The 19597-nt window shown below is 36.5% G+C and carries 19 protein-coding genes; 17 read left to right on the top strand and 2 right to left on the bottom strand.

All coding sequences use genetic code 11. The annotated features are described in order from the left end of the window. The first annotated feature begins 95 nt into the window (after positions 1 to 95). The gene (locus tag ACEPXG_RS13065; protein WP_391203107.1) at positions 96 to 1745 is read left to right on the top strand and encodes a pyridoxal phosphate-dependent decarboxylase family protein; all 1650 of its coding nucleotides are present in this window, start codon (positions 96 to 98) and stop codon (positions 1743 to 1745) included. A gap of 238 nt (positions 1746 to 1983) precedes the next feature. Here ACEPXG_RS13065 and ACEPXG_RS13060 read toward each other — a convergent pair whose 3' ends face one another. Then, positions 1984 to 2247 carry a hypothetical protein gene (locus ACEPXG_RS13060; RefSeq protein ID WP_391203104.1) on the bottom strand — a complete coding sequence of 88 codons (264 nt, stop codon included), beginning with the start codon at positions 2245 to 2247 and terminating at the stop codon, positions 1984 to 1986. A gap of 352 nt (positions 2248 to 2599) precedes the next feature. Here ACEPXG_RS13060 and ACEPXG_RS13055 point away from each other — a divergent pair, with 352 nt between their 5' ends. The 7 genes from ACEPXG_RS13055 to ACEPXG_RS13025 all read left to right on the top strand — a co-directional run bounded on the left by ACEPXG_RS13055 (position 2600) and on the right by ACEPXG_RS13025 (position 8867). Beyond that, positions 2600 to 3109 carry a DinB family protein gene (locus ACEPXG_RS13055; protein WP_391203101.1) on the top strand — a complete coding sequence of 170 codons (510 nt, stop codon included), beginning with the start codon at positions 2600 to 2602 and terminating at the stop codon, positions 3107 to 3109. A gap of 411 nt (positions 3110 to 3520) precedes the next feature. Continuing rightward, positions 3521 to 3742: a hypothetical protein gene (locus tag ACEPXG_RS13050; protein WP_391203098.1), complete on the top strand. Its 222-nt coding sequence runs from the start codon at positions 3521 to 3523 to the stop codon at positions 3740 to 3742. 21 nt (positions 3743 to 3763) lie between these two features. After that, positions 3764 to 5020 carry an efflux RND transporter periplasmic adaptor subunit gene (locus tag ACEPXG_RS13045; RefSeq protein WP_391203095.1) on the top strand — a complete coding sequence of 419 codons (1257 nt, stop codon included), beginning with the start codon at positions 3764 to 3766 and terminating at the stop codon, positions 5018 to 5020. Continuing rightward, the gene (locus tag ACEPXG_RS13040; RefSeq protein ID WP_391203092.1) at positions 5020 to 5757 is read left to right on the top strand and encodes an ABC transporter ATP-binding protein; all 738 of its coding nucleotides are present in this window, start codon (positions 5020 to 5022) and stop codon (positions 5755 to 5757) included. Before ACEPXG_RS13045 ends, ACEPXG_RS13040 begins: the two co-directional genes overlap by 1 nt. Next, on the top strand, positions 5705 to 6868 hold the full coding sequence (locus ACEPXG_RS13035) for an ABC transporter permease (RefSeq protein ID WP_391203089.1): 1164 nt from the start codon (positions 5705 to 5707) through the stop codon (positions 6866 to 6868). The genes ACEPXG_RS13040 and ACEPXG_RS13035 overlap by 53 nt, the downstream gene beginning before the upstream one ends. A gap of 68 nt (positions 6869 to 6936) precedes the next feature. Further along, a complete protein-coding gene (locus ACEPXG_RS13030) occupies positions 6937 to 7608 on the top strand; it encodes a response regulator transcription factor (protein ID WP_391209900.1) in 672 nt (223 codons plus the stop codon). 11 nt (positions 7609 to 7619) lie between these two features. Beyond that, entirely contained in the window at positions 7620 to 8867 is a 1248-nt protein-coding gene (locus ACEPXG_RS13025) for a sensor histidine kinase (RefSeq protein ID WP_391203086.1), read from the top strand. Between the two features lie 67 nt (positions 8868 to 8934). On the opposite strand, the gene ACEPXG_RS13020 is transcribed toward ACEPXG_RS13025, so the two are convergent. Then, positions 8935 to 9783 (bottom strand): YitT family protein, encoded by an 849-nt coding sequence (locus tag ACEPXG_RS13020; protein ID WP_391203084.1) that lies wholly within the window; start codon positions 9781 to 9783, stop codon positions 8935 to 8937. Positions 9784 to 10265: 482 nt separating this feature from the next. Here ACEPXG_RS13020 and ACEPXG_RS13015 point away from each other — a divergent pair, with 482 nt between their 5' ends. The 9 genes from ACEPXG_RS13015 to ACEPXG_RS12975 all read left to right on the top strand — a co-directional run bounded on the left by ACEPXG_RS13015 (position 10266) and on the right by ACEPXG_RS12975 (position 19567). After that, complete coding sequence (locus ACEPXG_RS13015) at positions 10266 to 10994, top strand: GntR family transcriptional regulator (protein WP_391203081.1); 729 nt, start codon at positions 10266 to 10268, stop codon at positions 10992 to 10994. Between the two features lie 79 nt (positions 10995 to 11073). Beyond that, the gene (locus tag ACEPXG_RS13010; RefSeq protein WP_391203078.1) at positions 11074 to 11916 is read left to right on the top strand and encodes a PfkB family carbohydrate kinase; all 843 of its coding nucleotides are present in this window, start codon (positions 11074 to 11076) and stop codon (positions 11914 to 11916) included. A gap of 47 nt (positions 11917 to 11963) precedes the next feature. Beyond that, positions 11964 to 13256 carry an ABC transporter substrate-binding protein gene (locus ACEPXG_RS13005; protein WP_391203075.1) on the top strand — a complete coding sequence of 431 codons (1293 nt, stop codon included), beginning with the start codon at positions 11964 to 11966 and terminating at the stop codon, positions 13254 to 13256. A 53-nt stretch (positions 13257 to 13309) separates the two neighbouring features. Beyond that, complete coding sequence (locus tag ACEPXG_RS13000; RefSeq protein ID WP_391203072.1) at positions 13310 to 14197, top strand: carbohydrate ABC transporter permease; 888 nt, start codon at positions 13310 to 13312, stop codon at positions 14195 to 14197. Positions 14198 to 14205: 8 nt separating this feature from the next. Next, positions 14206 to 15033, top strand: coding sequence for a carbohydrate ABC transporter permease (locus tag ACEPXG_RS12995; RefSeq protein WP_391203069.1), 828 nt, complete (start codon positions 14206 to 14208; stop codon positions 15031 to 15033). Positions 15034 to 15173: 140 nt separating this feature from the next. Further along, positions 15174 to 16139 carry an SIS domain-containing protein gene (locus tag ACEPXG_RS12990; RefSeq protein WP_391203066.1) on the top strand — a complete coding sequence of 322 codons (966 nt, stop codon included), beginning with the start codon at positions 15174 to 15176 and terminating at the stop codon, positions 16137 to 16139. Between the two features lie 122 nt (positions 16140 to 16261). After that, on the top strand, positions 16262 to 17275 hold the full coding sequence (locus tag ACEPXG_RS12985; protein WP_391203064.1) for an SIS domain-containing protein: 1014 nt from the start codon (positions 16262 to 16264) through the stop codon (positions 17273 to 17275). A 536-nt stretch (positions 17276 to 17811) separates the two neighbouring features. Continuing rightward, positions 17812 to 18912, top strand: coding sequence for an Rpn family recombination-promoting nuclease/putative transposase (locus ACEPXG_RS12980; protein WP_391203061.1), 1101 nt, complete (start codon positions 17812 to 17814; stop codon positions 18910 to 18912). Between the two features lie 100 nt (positions 18913 to 19012). Then, positions 19013 to 19567, top strand: a complete 555-nt coding sequence (locus tag ACEPXG_RS12975; RefSeq protein ID WP_391203058.1) for a hypothetical protein — start codon at positions 19013 to 19015, stop codon at positions 19565 to 19567. The last annotated feature ends 30 nt before the right edge of the window (positions 19568 to 19597 follow it).

The raw sequence follows: 19597 nt of genomic DNA, 5'->3' as shown, positions 1-19597 counted from the left end.
ACTAGATCAATTAAACGAGAAATTTATTTGCCGATTGAATTCAAATTTTTAATAAATAAAACTATTTCTAGTAAAAACATCAAGGAGGTAAAACAATGCAGGAAGTACAAAAATTGTTTCCTAGTATGGACGGGAATGACTTTCAAAGAGAAGAAATATTGACCTACTTTAGGACGATTTTAACAAAAATAGATGAATTAAAGGATCCTAACAAACTAACACTAGGAGAAATGCCCGAGTACACAGAGGATTACTATAATCGTGTCATTCAAAAGGCAGATGTTCCGAAAACGGGTGTGTCAATGGAGGAAGTAATTCAGGAGCTTCTAAAATTGGTAGAAGGACACCGGTACGTCAATCGAAATTATGTAGCCAATGCAGCGCCCCTTCCGAATATCGCCAGTATCATTGGGAATTTAGTAATGGTGCTAGTCAATGGGAACAATCTATGGGATGTGGAAGGCCCAGCAGCGGCTACAGCAGAAATCGAAATAACTAGTATGTTATCCAAACTTATCGGATACGATGAAAGCATCAGTGCAGGATATACAACTTGGGGAGGACAAGGGGCTGTCTTTAACTCTTTACGTCTTGCCATTGCTCGTTACGCGCCATCCTCTAATCGAAAAGGAGTCCCGCAAAATCTCTATTGCTTCTGTTCAGAGCTATCACACTACAGTCTGTATAAATCTGTAGAAGCAACTGGGATTGGCGTAGAAAACATGATTCGCGTGAAAACTAATGCTGATCATTCTATGAATCTAGAAGATTTAAAAGAAAAAATGGAGCATGTTATTGCAAAAGGCGGCGTTCCTCTTTATGTTCTTGCCACAATGGGAACTACTGATACATTTGGGGTTGATGACATTGAGGGAATTAAGCGGATAGCGGAAGAATTGGAACGCACACATTACATATATCCAATCTATATCCATGCAGACTCTGCAATGGGGGGCATGTATATATTCTTTAATAATTACGATTTTGAAAGCAATCCTCTGCGATTTGAAGACAACGTTAATGAGGTGTTGAAATCCTATCAACAGAAGTTTAAACATATCAAGCTTGCAGATAGTATGGTCTTTGATTTCCATAAACTTGGACAAACGCCATATATCACGAGTTTATTTTTAATCAAAAACAGAGAGTATCTTAAGTATGTTGATTTAGATGCAGAGGAAACGCCGTATGTTGGGAATCGCGGTTATGGTAGCTATCATACAGGTTACACGCTCGAATGCTCGCGAATGGGAAGTGCTTTGACAATTTATGCGTCCTTACTAGCATTTGGAATCGAAGGCTATCAAGAGCTTTTAGCCAACTATATTCGTGTCAATATTGCATTTAGAGAGACGTTAATAAAAGAAGTTTCGAATGTGGTGATCACGAATGAGGTTTCACCGATTACAACATTCCGCTTTTATCCTGAAAAGACAAAATGGAATGATGAATTGAAGGGACTTTTAACCGTAGAAGAAATAATGGAGATTAATCAATTTAATGACGAATTTGCAGAGGTAATTGGTACAGAACGAGATACCGTCTTCTTTGGAAATACAAAAAAGCAGAGTCTTGTGGTAGCAGCAAACTCAAACAAGCGGATATCCGTATATGCCCATAAATTTTTTGCAATCTCACCATACACAACAATAGCAGAGGTCGACCGTTATGTTGGATTTCTAAAAGAACACCTAGAATTTTTTCTGAAAACAAGAAGTAGTGAAATTATAATGGTAAGATCCTAAAGAGGTAAAAAGATTAATCAAAAGGTTAGATACTTTTAGGTAATATTGTTGACACTTAGTATCAAAACTTAAGCTTCTAAAACTATGCAGCCAATTGACGGTGTTGAACCGGAGATTGGCTGTTTAAAATTGTATCCCTGTGACAGAAATACTAAACCAGCTTTTCTTTCAGCACTAGTAGTTTTTTATTACTTACCAGTTAAGACTATATTAATCATATCTGTTCAGCCCGTTTATATTAATTTCTTTTAATCCTGGATAATTTCATATCAAGTACTCCGGATTTCTTTACTAAATACTCTACATCAAGATTTATATTCTTTATATCTTTTTCAATCTTGCTTAATTTTTCTTTATTATCGAAAAATTGTTTTTCTTTTCCAATTGCACTGAGACACTGTTTGATTTTAAATAGTTCTTCACTAACAGTGTCTAAACGTTTATCAAACTGTTTTTCTAAATCATCAAAACGTTTGTCTATACTTGATTTCAGCTCAGTCATTGCTAGTAACAGTTCCTTATTTTCCGTTGGAGTTGCACCGCTTTCTTAGTCAGTTTGAAATTTACTATTTCTCATATTACCACAACAAATTTTATCTAATCGAAAGGTAAATTTTCCTCATCATTAGGGGTAGAAAATTTTGGTTCGATCGGGATATCAATTTCGTCTAATTTCCCTTTTACAAATGAAGCTGTTTCATATTCTTGAGCTGACCGTTCAGGGAACTTATGAAATTGTCTGCATGATTCAATTGTCCAATCGATTAAATCTAAAGGAGAATACTTTCAACATAGAGAATATATATACATATTAGGAATCTAAATATGCACTTTTTGATGGAGGGGGAAATCGCATGAATAAATTAGTTAACGACAATCTGTATGAAACGAGAAATAACCTAGTAAAGGAGATTACTTTACTAAGTGATGTACAGTTTAATAGTAAGCCTAATGGGAATATGTGGAGTATAGCACAAGTTTGCCATCACTTAGTTTTAGTGGAAGAAGCATCTATAAAGGCAATTGCTTGGGGATTAAAAGATAGTACTAAAAAAGAACATAAACCAATTCAACTAATACTATTAGATAGAACAAAGAAGTTTAAAGCTCCAGCAATAGTTGAACCAAATATAGAACCATTTGAAGTCCAGCAAATAATTGATTTGTTAAACGATTCGAGAAAAAAATTGATGACTTTTCTTAGTACAATAGAAGATAAATCTATATTGGCAGAAAAATCAATGAAGCATCCTGCTTTAGGTGAATTACCTCTGGATCAATGGATTGAACAGATATATTTGCATGAACAGCGACACATAGAACAAATAAAGGAGATAATATTACTTTTAGATGCAAGGCACTAAAATTATGGTTATATATATACGGATTCTTGATTAAGTAAAGGGAAATTGTTATCGATATGTGGTGGTGGTTTTAAATTGATGAACGCTGACATGGGAGATAATAAGGCCTATTAGTAGGAGAGGAGTAAAATAGGTGTGTCAAAAACATTTATGTTAATTCTAAAATCTGAATGTTGTGTTTTCGTGTTTGTTTCTAACACAGGGAACAAAATTAAATAAAAAAAGCAAAGGCTTCCTCATTTCTATTGAGGAAGCCTTTGCTTATCTATACTATAAGGACTTTTTCAGTTTCCTTTTTTGTTGACAAAAAGAACATTCGTGAGAAATTTTACAAATGGTTGAAATTTTAAGGAAAAGTTAAGGAACGAAATCCATAATGGGCTTATCAACTTAAAACAAGGAGGAATAAAAATGGAACAGTCCAAACAAAATCTAATAAAAATTTTACTCATTGTAAATTTGGTGATAAGTACGTGTGCAGCCATTGGGGTAGGATATGTAGCTTATAAGCAAAGCACCAGCCCGAACTTTTCAGAAATGAGATCAAGAGGGGACGGTCAGATGTTCCCGGGGAATGGACAATTCCAGCCGGGGCAATTCCAGCCTGGTCAAGGTCAATCGGATCAAAATTAATGATGAAAAGGAGATAGAAAATTGAAAAAGTGGATTATTATTTCAGCAATTGTAGTCGTAATACTAGGAGCAAGTGGCTGGTTCTTGTTAGGTAAAAAAGATCAAACTCAAAGTTTTGCGGCTGTAGCACAAACAACAACAGTGCAAAAAGGAAAGTTAGAGGTAGCAGTAAGTGGTTCAGGTTCGGTTACAGCAACTACAGATCAAGATGTAACAGCAGAAAATACAATCCTTGTTGTAGATAGCGTAAATGTAGCAACTGGCAATACAGTATATAAAGGTAAAACACTTGTAACGTTTAGCAATGGTGTTGCTGTTACGGCTCCATTTAGTGGAAAAATAATGGAAGTTAATGTGGAAAGCGGCAACGGGGCTTCACGAGGTACTATCCTTCTTCGTATCGAAGATAAAGATGGGGTCATTTCACCTATAACAAGGGGAGACAATAATGTTTCCAATAGTTTAAGTGGTGGAAGTAGCTTGACAGCGGATACTGTTAGTGTAAAGGAAGGAGATGTTGTAAATGCAGGGGCAACACTTGTAACCTTTACAGATGGAAGTATCTTAAATGCTCCAGTTGCTGGGACAATCTCAAGCTTTTCTGTTGCAAGCGGTGATTCTGTGCAAAGTTCGGAGACAGTTGCACACATAATAAATTATAACTCATTACAAACAACCATAAGTGTTGATGAATTAGATATTACAAAAGTACAAGTAGGGCAGTCGGTAAAAATAACAGCAAGTGCATTTGAAGATGAAACATTCGAAGGGAAAGTAACGAAAGTAGCAGAAGCAGGAACACCAGCAAATGGAGTATCAACATTTGACGTTACTGTACAAATCACAGAACCAAAAAGCTTGAAAATTGGTATGTCAACAGAAGCAAGTATCACAATAGAAAGTAAAGAAGACGCACTATATGTTCCAGTAGAAGCTGTGTATAAAAGCGGAGATGAAAAATATGTACTAGTTCCTGCAACTTCTAACGATTCCACTCAATCTACAAAAAAAGTAACAGTAGAAACTGGTATTTCAAATGATACGTTTGTAGAAATTACAAGCGGGTTAACAATAGGAGAGTCTATTCAAATACCGATAGTACAATCTAGAGGTAATTCTTTTCAAGGAGGAATGATGATACCAAGCGGTGGTTTCCCAGGTGGTGGCGGCAGCTTCCCAAGTGGCGGTGGTTTCCCGAGTGGTGATTTTGGAGGAAGTAATGGAGGAGGGGCCCCATTTGGCGGCGGTGCTCCATCAGGCGGACGAGGAGGAAACTAATGACTATTCATGAGCCAATTATTCAAATAAAAAACATGCAAAAAGTGTATGAACTTGGCGGCGAAAAAATGTTGGCTCTTCAAAGTGTTTCCCTCGATATTCAAAAGGGTGATTTTATTTCAATTATAGGTCCATCGGGTTCCGGAAAATCAACATTTATGAACATGATTGGATGCTTAGATCGACCAGATTCAGGTGAATATTTGTTAGGTAATGAAGAAGTAGGGAAAATGAAGAGTTCACAACTTGCAACCATTCGGAACGAAAAAATAGGTTTTATTTTTCAGAACTTCAATCTTATACCTAAGTTAACGGCGGTTGAAAATGTAGAGCTTCCTCTCATTTATCGCGGCATGAAAGCAGCGGAAAGAAGAGAAATTGCTTTAGAAGCGTTAAAAAAAGTAGGATTAGTAGATAGAGCGACTCATTTACCAACGCAATTATCAGGTGGCCAGCAGCAACGTGTTGCAATTGCGCGAGCGCTTGCTGGGCATCCTCCTATTTTACTAGCAGATGAACCAACAGGTGCACTAGATAGTAAAACAAGTAAGGAAATTTTGGAGATTATGCATTCATTAAATGAGCAGGGGCATACCATCATTCTAATTACGCATGATTTAGACGTAGCCAAAAATGCAAATCGTGTTGTTCGTATTCATGATGGAAAACTCTATGAGAATGGAGGTGAATGGTTTGCAGACACTCAAAATGGCACTAAAAAGCATCAAAGCAAATAAAATAAGATCATTCCTAACGATGCTAGGGATTATTATCGGTGTATCCTCTGTTATAGTCATGGTTGCAATAGGTCAAGGATCAACAAAAGAAATACAAGATCAAATTGGTAGCCTAGGTACAAAAGTATTAACTGTAACGGTTACGGGTTCAGATGTAACATATAAAGAAGCGGACGCGGAACAGATTCAGGTTATCGATGGTATTGAAGAAATTGCACCAACAGTGTCAGGAAGAGTTATGGTGAAAAAAGAAAAAAATAGCACGCAAGTATCAATGATTGGAACAACTTCCTCTTATTTAAATGTCCGGGATTTACAGCTACAATCAGGACGCTTTGTTGCAGACTTGGATCATGAAAATCATTCAAAAATTGCAGTGCTTGGCTCAGACACAGCACAAACATTATTCGGACTGGGTGATCCGGTGGGAGAATATATAAAGGTGAACGGAACATCCTATAAAGTTGTTGGAGTTCTTAAATCAGTTGGAAGTTCATTAGGGACAAGCGGAGATAGTATGATTATTGTACCACTTAGCACAGGGCAACGTTTAGCTTCTACTACTAATATTGGTACAACATATGTGAAGGTAGAAAATGAGAATATGATTAATTTCATATCAAGTCGTATTGAAAGAACGATGTATTCAATTGTAGGTGATGCCGATAGTTATAGTGTATCAAGTCCAAAGGATTTAATGGAAACTGCATCATCAGTCAATAAAACCATGACATTATTGTTAGGCGGAAGTGCAGCAATTTCTCTCATTGTTGGTGGGATTGGTATAATGAACATTATGCTTGTATCCGTTTCAGAACGGACCAAGGAAATTGGTATTAGAAAAGCAATTGGAGCGAAGCGTGGAAACATTCTTCTTCAATTCCTTATTGAAGCAATTGTGTTAAGTTCATTCGGTGGAATCATTGGAGTAGGAATTGGGATAATCAGTGCTCAAATATATACTTTAGCCACGGGTACAACAATAGCATATTCCACATCTGTTATGCTGTTATCATTTGGTTTCTCTTTATTAGTTGGCGTTGTATTCGGTGTATTTCCAGCAAACAAAGCGTCTAAGCTCGACCCAATTCAAGCGCTTCGATATGAATAGAAAAAACAAAGCGATTCGTTTCTGCGAACGCTTTGTTTTGTTATTATGTAAGAAAGGGGGGGGACATGATGCGTATATTAGTAGTAGAAGATAATGTAGCTTTGCTGCAGTCTATTAACCAAATTTTGTCTGAAGAATTTGAAGTAGATTGCGCAGAAAATGGAGAAGAAGGGCTATTTATGGCCATGCAAAATATATATGATTTGATTGTTCTTGATGTTATGCTTCCGGAAATGGATGGATTTGAGGTTATACAAAAGATACGCGGGGGAAATATTGAGACCCCCGTTTTGTTTTTGACTGCCAAAGATTCATTAGGAGATCGGGTCAGAGGATTGGACTTTGGAGGAGATGATTATCTGACTAAGCCATTTCAAGCACCAGAACTGGAAGCACGTATTCGAGCATTATTGAGAAGGAGTGGCAGTCTAACGACAAATCAAACGATTCAGTTTCGAGGGATTGTACTTTTTGGAAAAGAAAAAGCCATTTTAGTAGATGACCATCCTATAAAACTAACGTTAAAACAGTATGAAATGCTGGAATATATGATTCAAAACAAAGGTGCCATTTTAACGAAAGAACAGCTTTACGATCGAGTATGGGGATTCGATTCTGACACAACAATCAGCATAGTAGAAGTATTTGTTCATCATCTGCGCAAAAAGATGGAACCTTTTGGGTATCATAAAGACATTCAAACGGTACGCGGCATCGGATATATACTGAAGGAACAGTAGGAGAGAAAAGCATGTTTCAACGAACTCATATTAGACTCACTATTTTAAATTCATTAGTCTTTATCATTTTAATTGGAATTCTTGCAACCGTTATTTATTCTTATGCCGGGTCGCGCTTGTATCGGGATGTAAACAATGATTTGCTTGAGGCGGCAGAACATATAGCTGAGTCAGGACAACACAGGCCGCCGATACAGCCTAATGGCTTACCGAGAGGGCCAAGAGACCCTCGTATTGCTTTACTGATATGGAACGAAAAAAATGAACTGATTACCTTAAATGAGGGTGGAACAGTTTTTGCCGACAATGAAACAAAATTTCGTCCAAAAGAGTTAGAAATGCTTCGAGACATAGAAGCAGAGGGATTCCACTTTAGAACCATCGCAATAAAAGTGCATCATCCAAATTTTGGAGTAATAACAGTTCAATTTGCAAGAAACATTACTTCTGAAAAAGACATGCTTAAGACGTTGCTATTAATTTTAGTTATCGGTTCCAGTATTGGAAGTGTGTGTGCGGTTGGTGCGGGATTCTTTTTGGCTGGAAGAGCGCTCGTTCCAATTAAAAAAGCATGGCAAAAGCAGCAGCAGTTTGTGTCAGACGCTTCTCATGAATTAAGAACTCCTTTAGCAGTAATCCAGGCTAAGACAGATCTATTGTGGCGTTCCCCCGACTCTACTATACAAGATAAGGCAATTGATATATCCGTCATATCAAAAGAGGGGCGACGATTGTCAAAGCTGGTTGCCAATTTGCTTACATTGGCGCGTTCTGATTCAGATCAGGTTGAGATGGAAAAGAAAGAATTTTTATTAAGTCATTTATTGAAGGAATTAATCGAACATTACTCAGAAATAGCTTTATATCAAAAAAAAGAACTTGTATTAGATGCCCCATCTTCTTTCTTTTTTATCGGAGACAAGGAGAGAATTCATCAATTAATGGTCATTTTAATAGATAATGCTATGAAGTATACGAAAGAGGGAGGGAAAATTTTAATTTCTTGTTCCCAGACCTCTCATTCCGTTTTGATAAAAGTACAAGATAATGGCATCGGTATGGAGGAAGAAAATATACCCAAAATATTTGATCGATTTTTTCAAGTGCATAAATCCCGGACTGAAGAAGCGGGAGCTGGTCTTGGGCTTGCTATTGCATATTGGATTATAGACAAACATCACGGCAAAGTAAAAGTGCAAAGCAAAGTCGGAGAGGGAACATGTTTTGAAATTATTTTTCCAAAGAATCAAAAGGTATAAAGGAAACTAGATGGCTCAAAGAAAAGCGCTTGGATGTTGTGAAATCCTAGCGCTTTCTATATCGATTTCACCATATTTGATGAAATCGTCCAATAACGTTTTGAGTTGAAATGACGCTTACGAAGGCATGTGAGTCGATTTGTCTCACGATTTTTTTCAAGTTTTTCAATTCCCCTACAACCGTCACACAAAATAAGACCGTTTTTTGATCATGGGTATATCCACCAGTTGCTTTCCACATTGTTGTTCCCCGGTGTAAGTTTACATTGATTTCGTGACTGACTTCTTCGCCGCTATTCGTAATGATTAAGACCGATACACGATTGACGTGACTTAAAATGATTTCATATGTTTTCATCGTCGCAAACATTGAAATAATCGTAAATAGAGCAATTTCACCACCAAAAATAAAACCAGAAACGATGACAATTAGTAAATTTACAACTAAACTAGCTTTTCCTATCGATACATTGTAGTATTTCGTAATGACCCTAGACAGAATATCAAGCCCACCTTGCGAGCCGCCTCTTCTTAAAACAATCCCGCACCCAATTCCATTAAGTGTACCGCCAAAAATAGCAGCGAGGATTGTATTATCTGTCCACAATTGTTGAACGGGCAAAAGATATAAAAAACCAGATATTAAAATGATGGCAATCATCGTATAAATACTAAACTTGGTCCCTAATAATTTATAGGCGAGCACCATTAATGGGATATTTAATACAAAATAAAAAACGCCAACATTAATCGGGAAAAAATGATGAATAAATTGAGCAATCCCAGTTAAACCACCAGATAGTAATCCTGCGGGAATAATCAACATATTAAGGGCAACAGCAGAAACTACTGTGCCAATAATTATTGAAAGCAAATCGATCGCAATGGATGTGCTTTTTTTCTCGGTAATTGACATATGTATGAACTCCTATTAAAGAATGGTGAATGATTGTGTTTATTAAATTATTTATGAGGCTTTAGTATTTGACTAAAACTTCTACATCCATTCATCTATGTTGTATCTACGATCATTTTCTTATACATTAAACTAAAAAGTGATAAAATCATGTCCCTGTGCTAGAAACATTCACGTTGAACATAAAAAATAGAAATAAAGTTCTAATTAATACCTTTAAGATCATACATTATTTTAAACAATTCTTTCTTCAATTTGTATAGCTAATAGATTGTGGTATATATCTTAATTGCTAATTTGGAAGCGCTTAATAACTTAGAGGAATAATTATTGTTTTAAAATTGGTTGTTTTTTTTACACCTATCAACTTGGATATAAAATCAACAATGATTTTTCATACAGATATCATAATAGAAATAATGAGTTAGATGGTATATACCATTTGGTTGAAAGGAACTATCACTAAATAGAAGGTGATTCGAATGATTAGAGATGAAGAGGCAATTCCGTTTTATAAACAATTGAAACAAGAAATACTCGATGATATTGAAACTGGAAAGCTGAAACACGGAGATAAGCTTTCATCAGAGAGGGAATTAGCAGAGCTGTATAAAATCAGCAGAATGACTGCTAGGCATACCTTATCCATTTTAGAAAGAGAAGGTGTAGTGGAGCGTCGGGTTGGTGTCGGTACCTATATTACGAATAATAAAATTGAGATGGATTTTATTACCTTTAACAGTTTTACGAAAAACATGTTAAACAAAGGATTTATTCCAAGTACAAGAGTGCTTTCGATTAGTAAAGTGCCAGCAAAATCCCAGCTAGGTAAACGATTGAAAGTGCCAACTGGGGAAGAGTTAATTTCTATCAAACGTTTGCGTTTAGTGAATGAAATGCCAATCTCAATTGAAGAATCCTTCCTACAAGACAAGCTTTTTCCAGGTATTGATAAATTAATGAAGGATGATGTATCACTTTATCAAACATTAGAAGGTTATTACGGCATTGTCCTTGTAAGGGCGAAGGAAAATATGCAGGTTACCTTTTCTGATGAAACAGATAGTAAGCTACTAAAAATTCGGTCCGATAGTCCTTGTATTTTTCAAGAACAAGTAGCTTTTGATAGCAAAGACCGGGAAATTGAATTCTCTACTTCATTAACAAGAAGTGATATTGTTAAGTTTTATTCTGAATTGAGTTTGAGATAATGAAATTGAATTCTGATTTAATACTAAACCAGTGGTATATACCATTTGTGCAAATTAACTTTACCAGGAGGAATGGTTCATGAAGGTTATTGGTGTAGGGGACAATGTCGTTGATAAATATCTATACACAAATACTATGTATCCCGGCGGCAATGCTTTGAACTTTAGTGTCTTTGCGAAACAATTAGGGGTGGACGCTGCATATTTAGGTGTCTTAGGTAATGATAAAGCAGCAAAACATATAATCGAAACGTTGACAGCATTGAATGTAGATATTTCATATTGCCGACAGCATAAGGGGGAAAACGGCTATGCTGCGGTTGATTTAGTTGATGGTGATCGAGTTTTCATAGGAGGTAATAGTGGAGGAGTTTTGAAAAAACATCCAATTATTCTTAGCACGGAAGATTTGAACTATATTAAAACATTTGATATCGCGCATAGTAGTATTTATAGCGGGATGGAATTGGAGTTGCATAAATTAAAACAAATAGGAGTTCTGGTATCCTTTGATTTTTCCAGTGAATATACCGAATGTATCTTACAAAGAACGTGTAAATATATTGATATAAGTCTATTATCTTGCGGGCATCTACCACGGGGTGAAGTAGAAGATTTATTAAAACGCGTTTCCTCTTATGGAAGTAAATTGGTAATTGGTACGATGGGTTCACGAGGAGCAATCGTCTATGACGGACAAAGGTTCCATATTCAAGAACCGCACATTGTGAAGGCAGTTGATACGTTAGGTGCAGGAGATTCTTTTTTCACAGCCTTCATACTAGACTATCTATCGAATAAAGAGGGGAATGTGATTAATCCGAAAGAAGTCCTCTTTAAAAGTAGCTTAGAAAAGGGAGCGGAATTTGCAGCAAAAACATGCCTTATAGATGGTGCCTTTGGTTATGGTATTCCAATCTAATTCCCTATTCTAGGGAATGGATTTACTAAATAGAGAGGGGAAATGGGATGAAAAGAAAGGCAAAGCTGTTGTTTGTGGTAATTATGCTGTTTACGTTAGTTATTGGAGGATGCTCAAAAAATTCTTCAAAGAAAGAAGAATCTGGAGAGGTTGTCTTAAAATTTTTGCATAAATGGCCTCAACCGGAATTTGCTCCTTATTTTGAAGAAGTAGTGAAAGATTTTGAAAGTAAAAATCCTACTATTAAAATAAAAATGGAAGCCATCGCTGATGATCCGATTAAAGATAAGCTACGTGTGGTCCTTGGTGGTAACGAAGTTCCAGATATTATGTTTTCTTGGTCGGGAGAATTTGCAAGGAAGTTTGTTCGAGCAGATGCAGCCCTAGATTTGACCCCCTATTTAAGTGAAGATGCAGCATGGAAGGAAAGCTTTATGCAAGCAGCATTACAGCCTTTCACTTCTGATGGAAAGAATTACGGGATTCCTCTTCGTTTTAATGGAAAATTCTTTGTTTACAACAAGGAAATTTTTGATAAATATAAACTTCAAGCACCAAATACTTGGGATGAATTTATTCAAGTTCTTGACAAGTTGAAACAAGGAGGAGAAACTCCTATTGTTCTTGGAAACCAAAGTCCATGGGCAGCAATCCATTACTTAACTGGTTTCAACCAAAAGATGGTTCCTCAAGATGTAAGAATGAATGACTATAACCCGCGTTCAGGAGAGTTTACAGATCCGGGCTATGTTCAGGCGATGGAAAAAATGGCAGATTTAAATAAAAAGGGTTACTTTATGAAAAATGTCAACTCTAGTTCTCATGATATGGCTTCACAATTATTTTTTGCTGGCAAGGGAGCGATCTTCTATGTGGAATTGGAAGAATTCCAAAGAGTAGAAGACAATATGAAGGGGAATTGGGGCTTTTTCCCAATGCCGGCTATTTCAGAGGGTAAAGGAAATCAAAATTACATCACGGGAGCTCCAGATGGATTTATTGTTTCATCCAAAACCAAGCATCCGAAAGAAGCAATCCAGTTCTTAAAGTTCTTAACAAGTAAAGAAAATGCCTTCAAGCTGGTGAACCAAACTGGTTGGCCTAGTCCAGTTGAAGGGGCTACAAATCCGGATACTGCATTGAAACAGGTGGCTGAGGGTGTGGATTATTTGAAAAAATCCGAAGGCATGGCTGAATGGTTAGATACAGATGTACATGCTAAAGTAGCAGAAGTTTATTTATCTAATATACAGTTGCTATTGGATGGTTCAAAGACTCCTAAAGAAATTATTGAAGAAGTGCAACAAGTAGCGAAACAAGTTAAAAGTGAAGTCGACTAGTTAATATCGGGTAGGCAGTACATGCTGCTTGCCCCCTTCAAGGAGGGAGAAGGATGAAAAAGACATTTCAAAGCAGTCGTACTGCAGTTCTATATATATTACCAGCACTTATTTTCATCCTGTCTTTTGTATTTCTTCCCATACTATTAAATGTATATAATAGTATGTTTCGATGGAATTCCTTTGAGGCAGGAAAAGTCTTCGTTGGGTTGGAATACTATGGCAGACTATTTAAGGATCCAATCTTTTTTACGGCATTGAAAAACAATTCGCTATTTGCCATTATTTCTATAGTATTTCAGGTGGGCGGAGGCTTAATCATTGCTGCCATTCTAGAAGATAAAATAATTAGGAAGTACCAACCATTCTTTCGGACTGTCCTGTTTATTCCTTCCGTAATTTCAATTGCTGTAGTTGGTTTGTTATGGCAGTTACTTTACAACCCAGAAATTGGGCTTATCAACAGTGCGATTAATGTATTGGTTCAAGCGGAATGGACACATGCTTGGCTTGGTGATAGTAAAACAGCTATTTATGCTGTTGTTGCTGTTTCACAATGGCAATATACAGGATATATGACCATGTTATTTTTAATTGCCATGCAAAAAATTCCCGCTGAATATTATGAAGCGGCAATGATTGATGGAGCTTCTAGATTAAAAACCTTCTTTAACATCACACTCCCTCAAATTAGAGAAATGGTTGTTGTCGGTTTTGTGATAACAGTTATAGGTGCTTTTAAGGTGTTTGATGAAGTGTATATTATGACCTCTGGAGGCCCGGGTCGTTCTACCGAAGTGTTAGGAACTATGCTATACCGAGCAGCCTTCCGAAATGATGAAATGGGCTATGCCTCTACCATTGGAACAATCATTTTTGTAATTACTTTAACCCTTTCTTTGATTCAATTGAAATTAGGGAAATCAGGGAAGGAGGTGTAAGTATAACAATGTTATTAAAAGACAGAATATTCAGTTTGTTTGTATTTGTTTGGTTTATTATTTATTCACTAGCAATTATTTTTCCAATGATTTGGCTTGGATTTAGTGGATTAAAATCAAATCGTGATTTCTTTTTGAATACTTGGTCATTACCCAAGGAGTGGTTGTGGGGAAACTATAAAGCTGCTTGGGATGCAGGAGTTGGACAATTTTTCCTAAATAGTGTACTTGTTACGACAATATCTGTTTTAGTTGTTTTACTGTTTGGGTCGATGGCTGCGTATGGACTTAGTCGCTTCCGCTTTAAAGGTCAGAGTGTCTTGCTCATCATCATTCTTAGCGGATTAATGCTAGCGCCACAAGTTAGTCTAATTCCTCTTTACAAATTACTTCAGGCGTTAGGGCTTTACAACACGTACGGAGCATTAATATTACCTTATGTTGCTTTTCAACTTCCCTTTTCAATTTTCTTAATGCGCTCCTATTTTCTATCCATTCCTGGTGAACTGGAGGAATCAGCTATTATCGATGGATGTAATAGCTGGAAGGTCTATTGGCATATTATTTTACCTATGGGAAAACCAATCATTGCTTCGTGTGCCCTCTTAACAGGTATGAATGTCTGGAATGAGTTTATGTTTGCTCTCGTATTCGTTGAGGATTCCGCTCTTAGAACAATCCCTGTTGGTCTAATGAATCTAAGGAGCCAGTTGGGCACAAACTTTGGCATTCAATTAGCTGGATTAGCTATTTCTGCTTTTCCGATGATTATCTTGTATATCATCTTCCAAAAGCAATTTGTGCGTGGTATTTCTGCAGGAGGGGTAAAAGGATAATAAAGGAAGGATGTAGATGGGTGTACGGCTGATCATCGTACTTATCTATCGATTTCTCTTGGTTGTCAAAAATGGTATATACCATTTGGAACAGTGCGCTAAACTTGAAGAAAATTAACAATTCGAAGGAGGTTTATATTATGTTAGCTGAGGTGCAAAAGGTTCTGACGATGTATACGAAACGTGAAATCAATCGAGTATTTTTCGTCGCATGTGGTGGTTCTTCCTCACTTATGTATGCTAGTAAATATGTAATGGATCGGGAGAGTAAGACAATTGATTCGTATCTTTATAGTTCCAATGAATTTATACACCGCAATCCACGGAAACTGAATGAGAAATCGCTAGTTATTTTGTGTTCACACTACGGAAAAACACCGGAGACAGTAGAAGCTGCAAGATTTGCAAGGGATAAAGGTGCTATTACAGTTTCGTTATCCTTTGATATAAATTCACCTCTCGCGCATGCCTCTGAGTATGTCATTGTCTATCAAGACGGGCAAGGAAAGGATTATTTAAACGAGGCGCCAGCCATAATGCTTGAGCTTGTTTTTGGTCTTATTACTGCAAAGGAGGACAATGGGAAGTTAAAAGAGTTGGTTTCTTCCTTAAAAAATCTTCGGCCAATTATTGAAAGGGAAAAAGGGAAGTCTTTTGAAAAGGCAAAGGAATTTGCTCAGTCCTATAAGGATGAAAAGGTGATATATACACTGGGTAGTGGAGCCAACTATGGGATTGCCTATTGGTTTGCTATTTGTTTGCTAATGGAAATGCAGTGGATTCATTCTCATGCTCTTCATGCCGGGGAATACTTCCATGGTCCGTTTGAAATTTTAGATAAAGATGTTCCTATTATTCAGCTATTAGGCTTAGATGAGACTCGCCCATTAGAAGAACGATCCTTGGAATTCACACAAAAATATGGAGATAGAATCGTAGTCCTTGATGCTAAGGAATTTGATTTAACTGGTGTGGAAGAAAGTGTTATGGGTTATATTGCTCCTCTTGTATTACAGGCTGTACTTCGACAATATGCAGAGGAACTAGCTGAAGCCCGTAATCACCCATTAAGCACAAGAAGGTATATGTGGAAGGTTCCATATTAGTTAAAGAAAATTTCAGTAGATTAAATGTTACAGAGCCATGATGAAGTGAGTATTACTCGAAAGGTTTTACGACAGTTATAAAAAGTTAGGAAAGATATTAATAAAACATTGGAGGTAATACTATGTTGAAATTAGATTCTGAACTGTTTTTACAATATGTTGGAAACGAAGCGTTGGCCAAGCGAGAGGAAATTGAAAAAGTGGTTGATGAGATTTCCGCAAAGGGTTTTAAAAATATTTTTCTCATAGGAGCTGGTGGAACGATTGCCATGATGTATCCGTTTGAATACATCTTTAAATCTAATTCTACCTTGAAAGTACATGCAGAGATCGCTTCAGAATTAATAGTAATGAACAATCGCCACCTGACAAAGGACTCTGTATGTATCTTTGCCTCTGTATCGGGTACAACGGCAGAGACAGTGGCTGCTGCTGAGTATTGTAAAGATAAAGGAGCGACAACGATAGGGTTGGTCGCAGAATTAGGAACACCTTTAGCGAAAACGGTTGATCATTGCATCTCAACAGGACACGAAAAGTATTCTTTTGACACGTTTTTTATTCATTTACAAATTCTTTCTTTCCGATTTATTCATAATCATGGTGAGTTCCCTCAATATCAACAGTTTATTAAGGAACTCGCTTTACTGCCAAAAGGAATTTTAAAAGCAGTAAAAGCGTTCGATTCACGTGCCGAACAATTTGCGATTAAACACAAGGATACAAAGTACCACATGTTGGTGGGTGCAGGAAACCTCTGGGGAAATACCTACTCTTACGCCATGTGTATTTTAGAAGAGATGCAGTGGATTAAGACGAAATCAATTCATGCTGCTGAATTTTTCCATGGTACCCTTGAACTAGTTTTAGAAGATACAAGTATGATTCTCTTTCAAGGAGAAGATGAAACACGTCCACTAGTAGAGCGAGTGGAAAGATTTGCAAAAAAAATAACGAAGGAACTATTTATCATTGACACAAAAGAATATGCATTAGAAGGTATTAGTGAGGAATTCAGAAAACATTTTGCTGTAAATCTAAACTGGTCGTTAACAGGAAGACTTAGCGTACATCTTGAGCGAGTAAGAAACCATCCGTTAGAACTACGAAGATATTATAGAAAAGTAGCATATTAAAAGAAATATTGTGTGAATAAATCTATCCTTTATTAAGGAAAAGTACCGCCACGTATCCAGAGTGATAAGTGGCGTTGCTTTTGTGCGCCAGGAGGGGACACTTCCTATTCCACCTGTTACTGAAAAGAATATGGCAGCAAAAGTTATCAGTGTTTAATTCTTCATGTAGCGTCAGGAGATAAGAAGACCGATTTAGGAGAACAACTTCAGCTGGGGTTTGATTTTACTGAGTTAAGAAAGTTCAAATTGAAAAATAATGAAGTAGCTGTCCCTCTAGAATTAGTGGATACGAAGGGAAAAATGAAGATTTTAAAAGATTTTATTCAACAATGTTTTGAAAATGTGAAGAAATAAAGCGTTTAAATAGCTACGCTGTGTCAGAAATATTCACGTTAATTCAAAGAAACATGAATGTTATGAATTTCATGTTTCTTTCTGACACAGGGAGGAAGAAATAGAAGTAACAGCTAAAAAACTACTCTGCGCCAGAAATAGAAATTTTATTTTGAAACGCATATAGGGGTTAAAATTTAATTTTGGATCTACTTTTGCGCGGAGAATGGAGTAGTTTTGTTATTAGTACATTTATGACAATTTACTTCCAAATGTCGTTGTTGTATCGTGAAAGAAAGAGATATAATACAACTAACTACAGTGGGGTGAAACCTATCAATCGAAAAGCACTTAGCAGAATTCCACTATCCAAACTAATGGACCTAACCGTCGACTATGCTTTTAAACAAATGTTTGGAAGTGAGAAAAACAAAAGAATAACAATCGTTTTTTTGAATGCTATTTTGCAACGCACCGGTCGGGACACGATCAAAGAAGTTGAATTTACGAGTCAAGAAGTAGGAGGTGAATACAAAGACGATAAACAGTCACGGCTAGATATTGTTGTTCGAACGCAAAAGGGCGACCTAATAAATATGGAAGTACAATTATCCAACGAACACAACATGTTCAAGCGGACACTCTACTATTGGTCGAGGCTCTACACCTCACAGTTGTCTAAAGGGATGGGATATCATACGCTTTTACCGACAATCACGATTAATATATGCCATTTTACAGTATTCGATAAAAACACATATTACCATAACACCTTCCATTTATATGAAGATTCTACTATGCAGCGTATAAGCGATTCGGATGAGGTGCTAGAAGTCCATTTTATTGAAATGAATAAGTTCTTACACATGTGGAGCCGAAATGAATTGAACGCCTTTGACGATATTTTAGTTCGCTGGTTACTACTGCTCGGTATGGTCGATGCACGGAAAGAAAAAGTTTACAATCAAATCTATCAAGAATTGGAGGAATTAGCGATGAAAGACGAAATTCTAGCCAATGCATTTTCAGCTTGGGAGCAACTAAGCAAATCCAAAGAAGATGTACTCGCTTATGAATCTCGCTTGAAATACATCTTGGACGAAGAAGCAAAGTTAGAAGACGTAAAATACATGGCTGAAAAAAAGGGAAGAGAAGAAGGAAGGGAAGAAGGAAGGGAAAAAGGAATACTGGAAGAAAAAGAGGAGACGGTTCGAAAATTGCTTGCTAAGAAAATGGATGTAGATTTTATTGCAGAAGTGACAGGACTAACTGTTGAACGGATAAATGAGATAACATCTCTCTAGTGTCAGAAACATTCATCTTAATCCCATCAAATGTGGTTGTAAAAATTTTCATGATTGTTTCTAACATAAGGAACGAACACTTCTTTAAAAGGTGGTAAAAATGGAGGGAAATCAGGCAAAGTTATTAGAGTCAAAACAAGTGTTAGAAAAGTTAGCACATGGCATTAATCCCATAGATGGATCAGCTATAGTGACAGACCATTTGTTAAACAAACCTCAAGTTATTCGGCATTTATTTACTATAATAAATTTTTTAGATAGTGAACTTGAGAAGAAGAAGAAAAAAATAAAAAATAGAAAACGGCCTAATAAAGTGGTGCTTTCACTAGAGCAACTAGAAAGTGTAGTGCTACCAAAAGGGCTTATAGGTATAAATGAGTTTGCACGGGCGGTAAATATAGTAATTGATAAAGAGGTTTCAAAAAAAATAAGTGGTGCAGCAATAAATAGAAAGCTGAAACAAATTGGTATTTTAAGTGAAGAAATGATTAGTGAAAATAAGATACGTACGGTGGTAAACGACAATTCCATTGCTTATGGGATTGAAAGTATTGAAAGTTATTATAACGGAGAAGCTTATCAACGAGTAGTTTACAATGATATAGGAAAAGAATTTCTTTTGAAAAATATTATTTATTTAATGGCATTAGATTAACTTCACTTTTCAACTGGAACGAACGTATAA

Source organism: Psychrobacillus sp. L4 (assembly GCF_042944905.1).
In the GTDB taxonomy this organism is placed as follows: domain Bacteria; phylum Bacillota; class Bacilli; order Bacillales_A; family Planococcaceae; genus Psychrobacillus.
This window is presented reverse-complemented; position numbering and strand designations above follow the sequence as displayed.

Coding starts and splice junctions, on each gene's coding strand:
- ACEPXG_RS13030 (WP_391209900.1), top strand. CDS start 6,937: ATGCGTATATTAGTAGTAGAAGATAATGTAGCTTTGCTGCAGTCTATT.
- ACEPXG_RS12990 (WP_391203066.1), top strand. CDS start 15,174: ATGTTAGCTGAGGTGCAAAAGGTTCTGACGATGTATACGAAACGTGAA.
- ACEPXG_RS13065 (WP_391203107.1), top strand. CDS start 96: ATGCAGGAAGTACAAAAATTGTTTCCTAGTATGGACGGGAATGACTTT.
- ACEPXG_RS13015 (WP_391203081.1), top strand. CDS start 10,266: ATGATTAGAGATGAAGAGGCAATTCCGTTTTATAAACAATTGAAACAA.
- ACEPXG_RS13060 (WP_391203104.1), bottom strand. CDS start 2,247: ATGACTGAGCTGAAATCAAGTATAGACAAACGTTTTGATGATTTAGAA.
- ACEPXG_RS13025 (WP_391203086.1), top strand. CDS start 7,620: ATGTTTCAACGAACTCATATTAGACTCACTATTTTAAATTCATTAGTC.
- ACEPXG_RS13000 (WP_391203072.1), top strand. CDS start 13,310: ATGAAAAAGACATTTCAAAGCAGTCGTACTGCAGTTCTATATATATTA.
- ACEPXG_RS13010 (WP_391203078.1), top strand. CDS start 11,074: ATGAAGGTTATTGGTGTAGGGGACAATGTCGTTGATAAATATCTATAC.
- ACEPXG_RS13055 (WP_391203101.1), top strand. CDS start 2,600: ATGAATAAATTAGTTAACGACAATCTGTATGAAACGAGAAATAACCTA.
- ACEPXG_RS13050 (WP_391203098.1), top strand. CDS start 3,521: ATGGAACAGTCCAAACAAAATCTAATAAAAATTTTACTCATTGTAAAT.
- ACEPXG_RS12975 (WP_391203058.1), top strand. CDS start 19,013: ATGGAGGGAAATCAGGCAAAGTTATTAGAGTCAAAACAAGTGTTAGAA.
- ACEPXG_RS13005 (WP_391203075.1), top strand. CDS start 11,964: ATGAAAAGAAAGGCAAAGCTGTTGTTTGTGGTAATTATGCTGTTTACG.
- ACEPXG_RS12995 (WP_391203069.1), top strand. CDS start 14,206: ATGTTATTAAAAGACAGAATATTCAGTTTGTTTGTATTTGTTTGGTTT.
- ACEPXG_RS12985 (WP_391203064.1), top strand. CDS start 16,262: ATGTTGAAATTAGATTCTGAACTGTTTTTACAATATGTTGGAAACGAA.
- ACEPXG_RS13020 (WP_391203084.1), bottom strand. CDS start 9,783: ATGTCAATTACCGAGAAAAAAAGCACATCCATTGCGATCGATTTGCTT.
- ACEPXG_RS13040 (WP_391203092.1), top strand. CDS start 5,020: ATGACTATTCATGAGCCAATTATTCAAATAAAAAACATGCAAAAAGTG.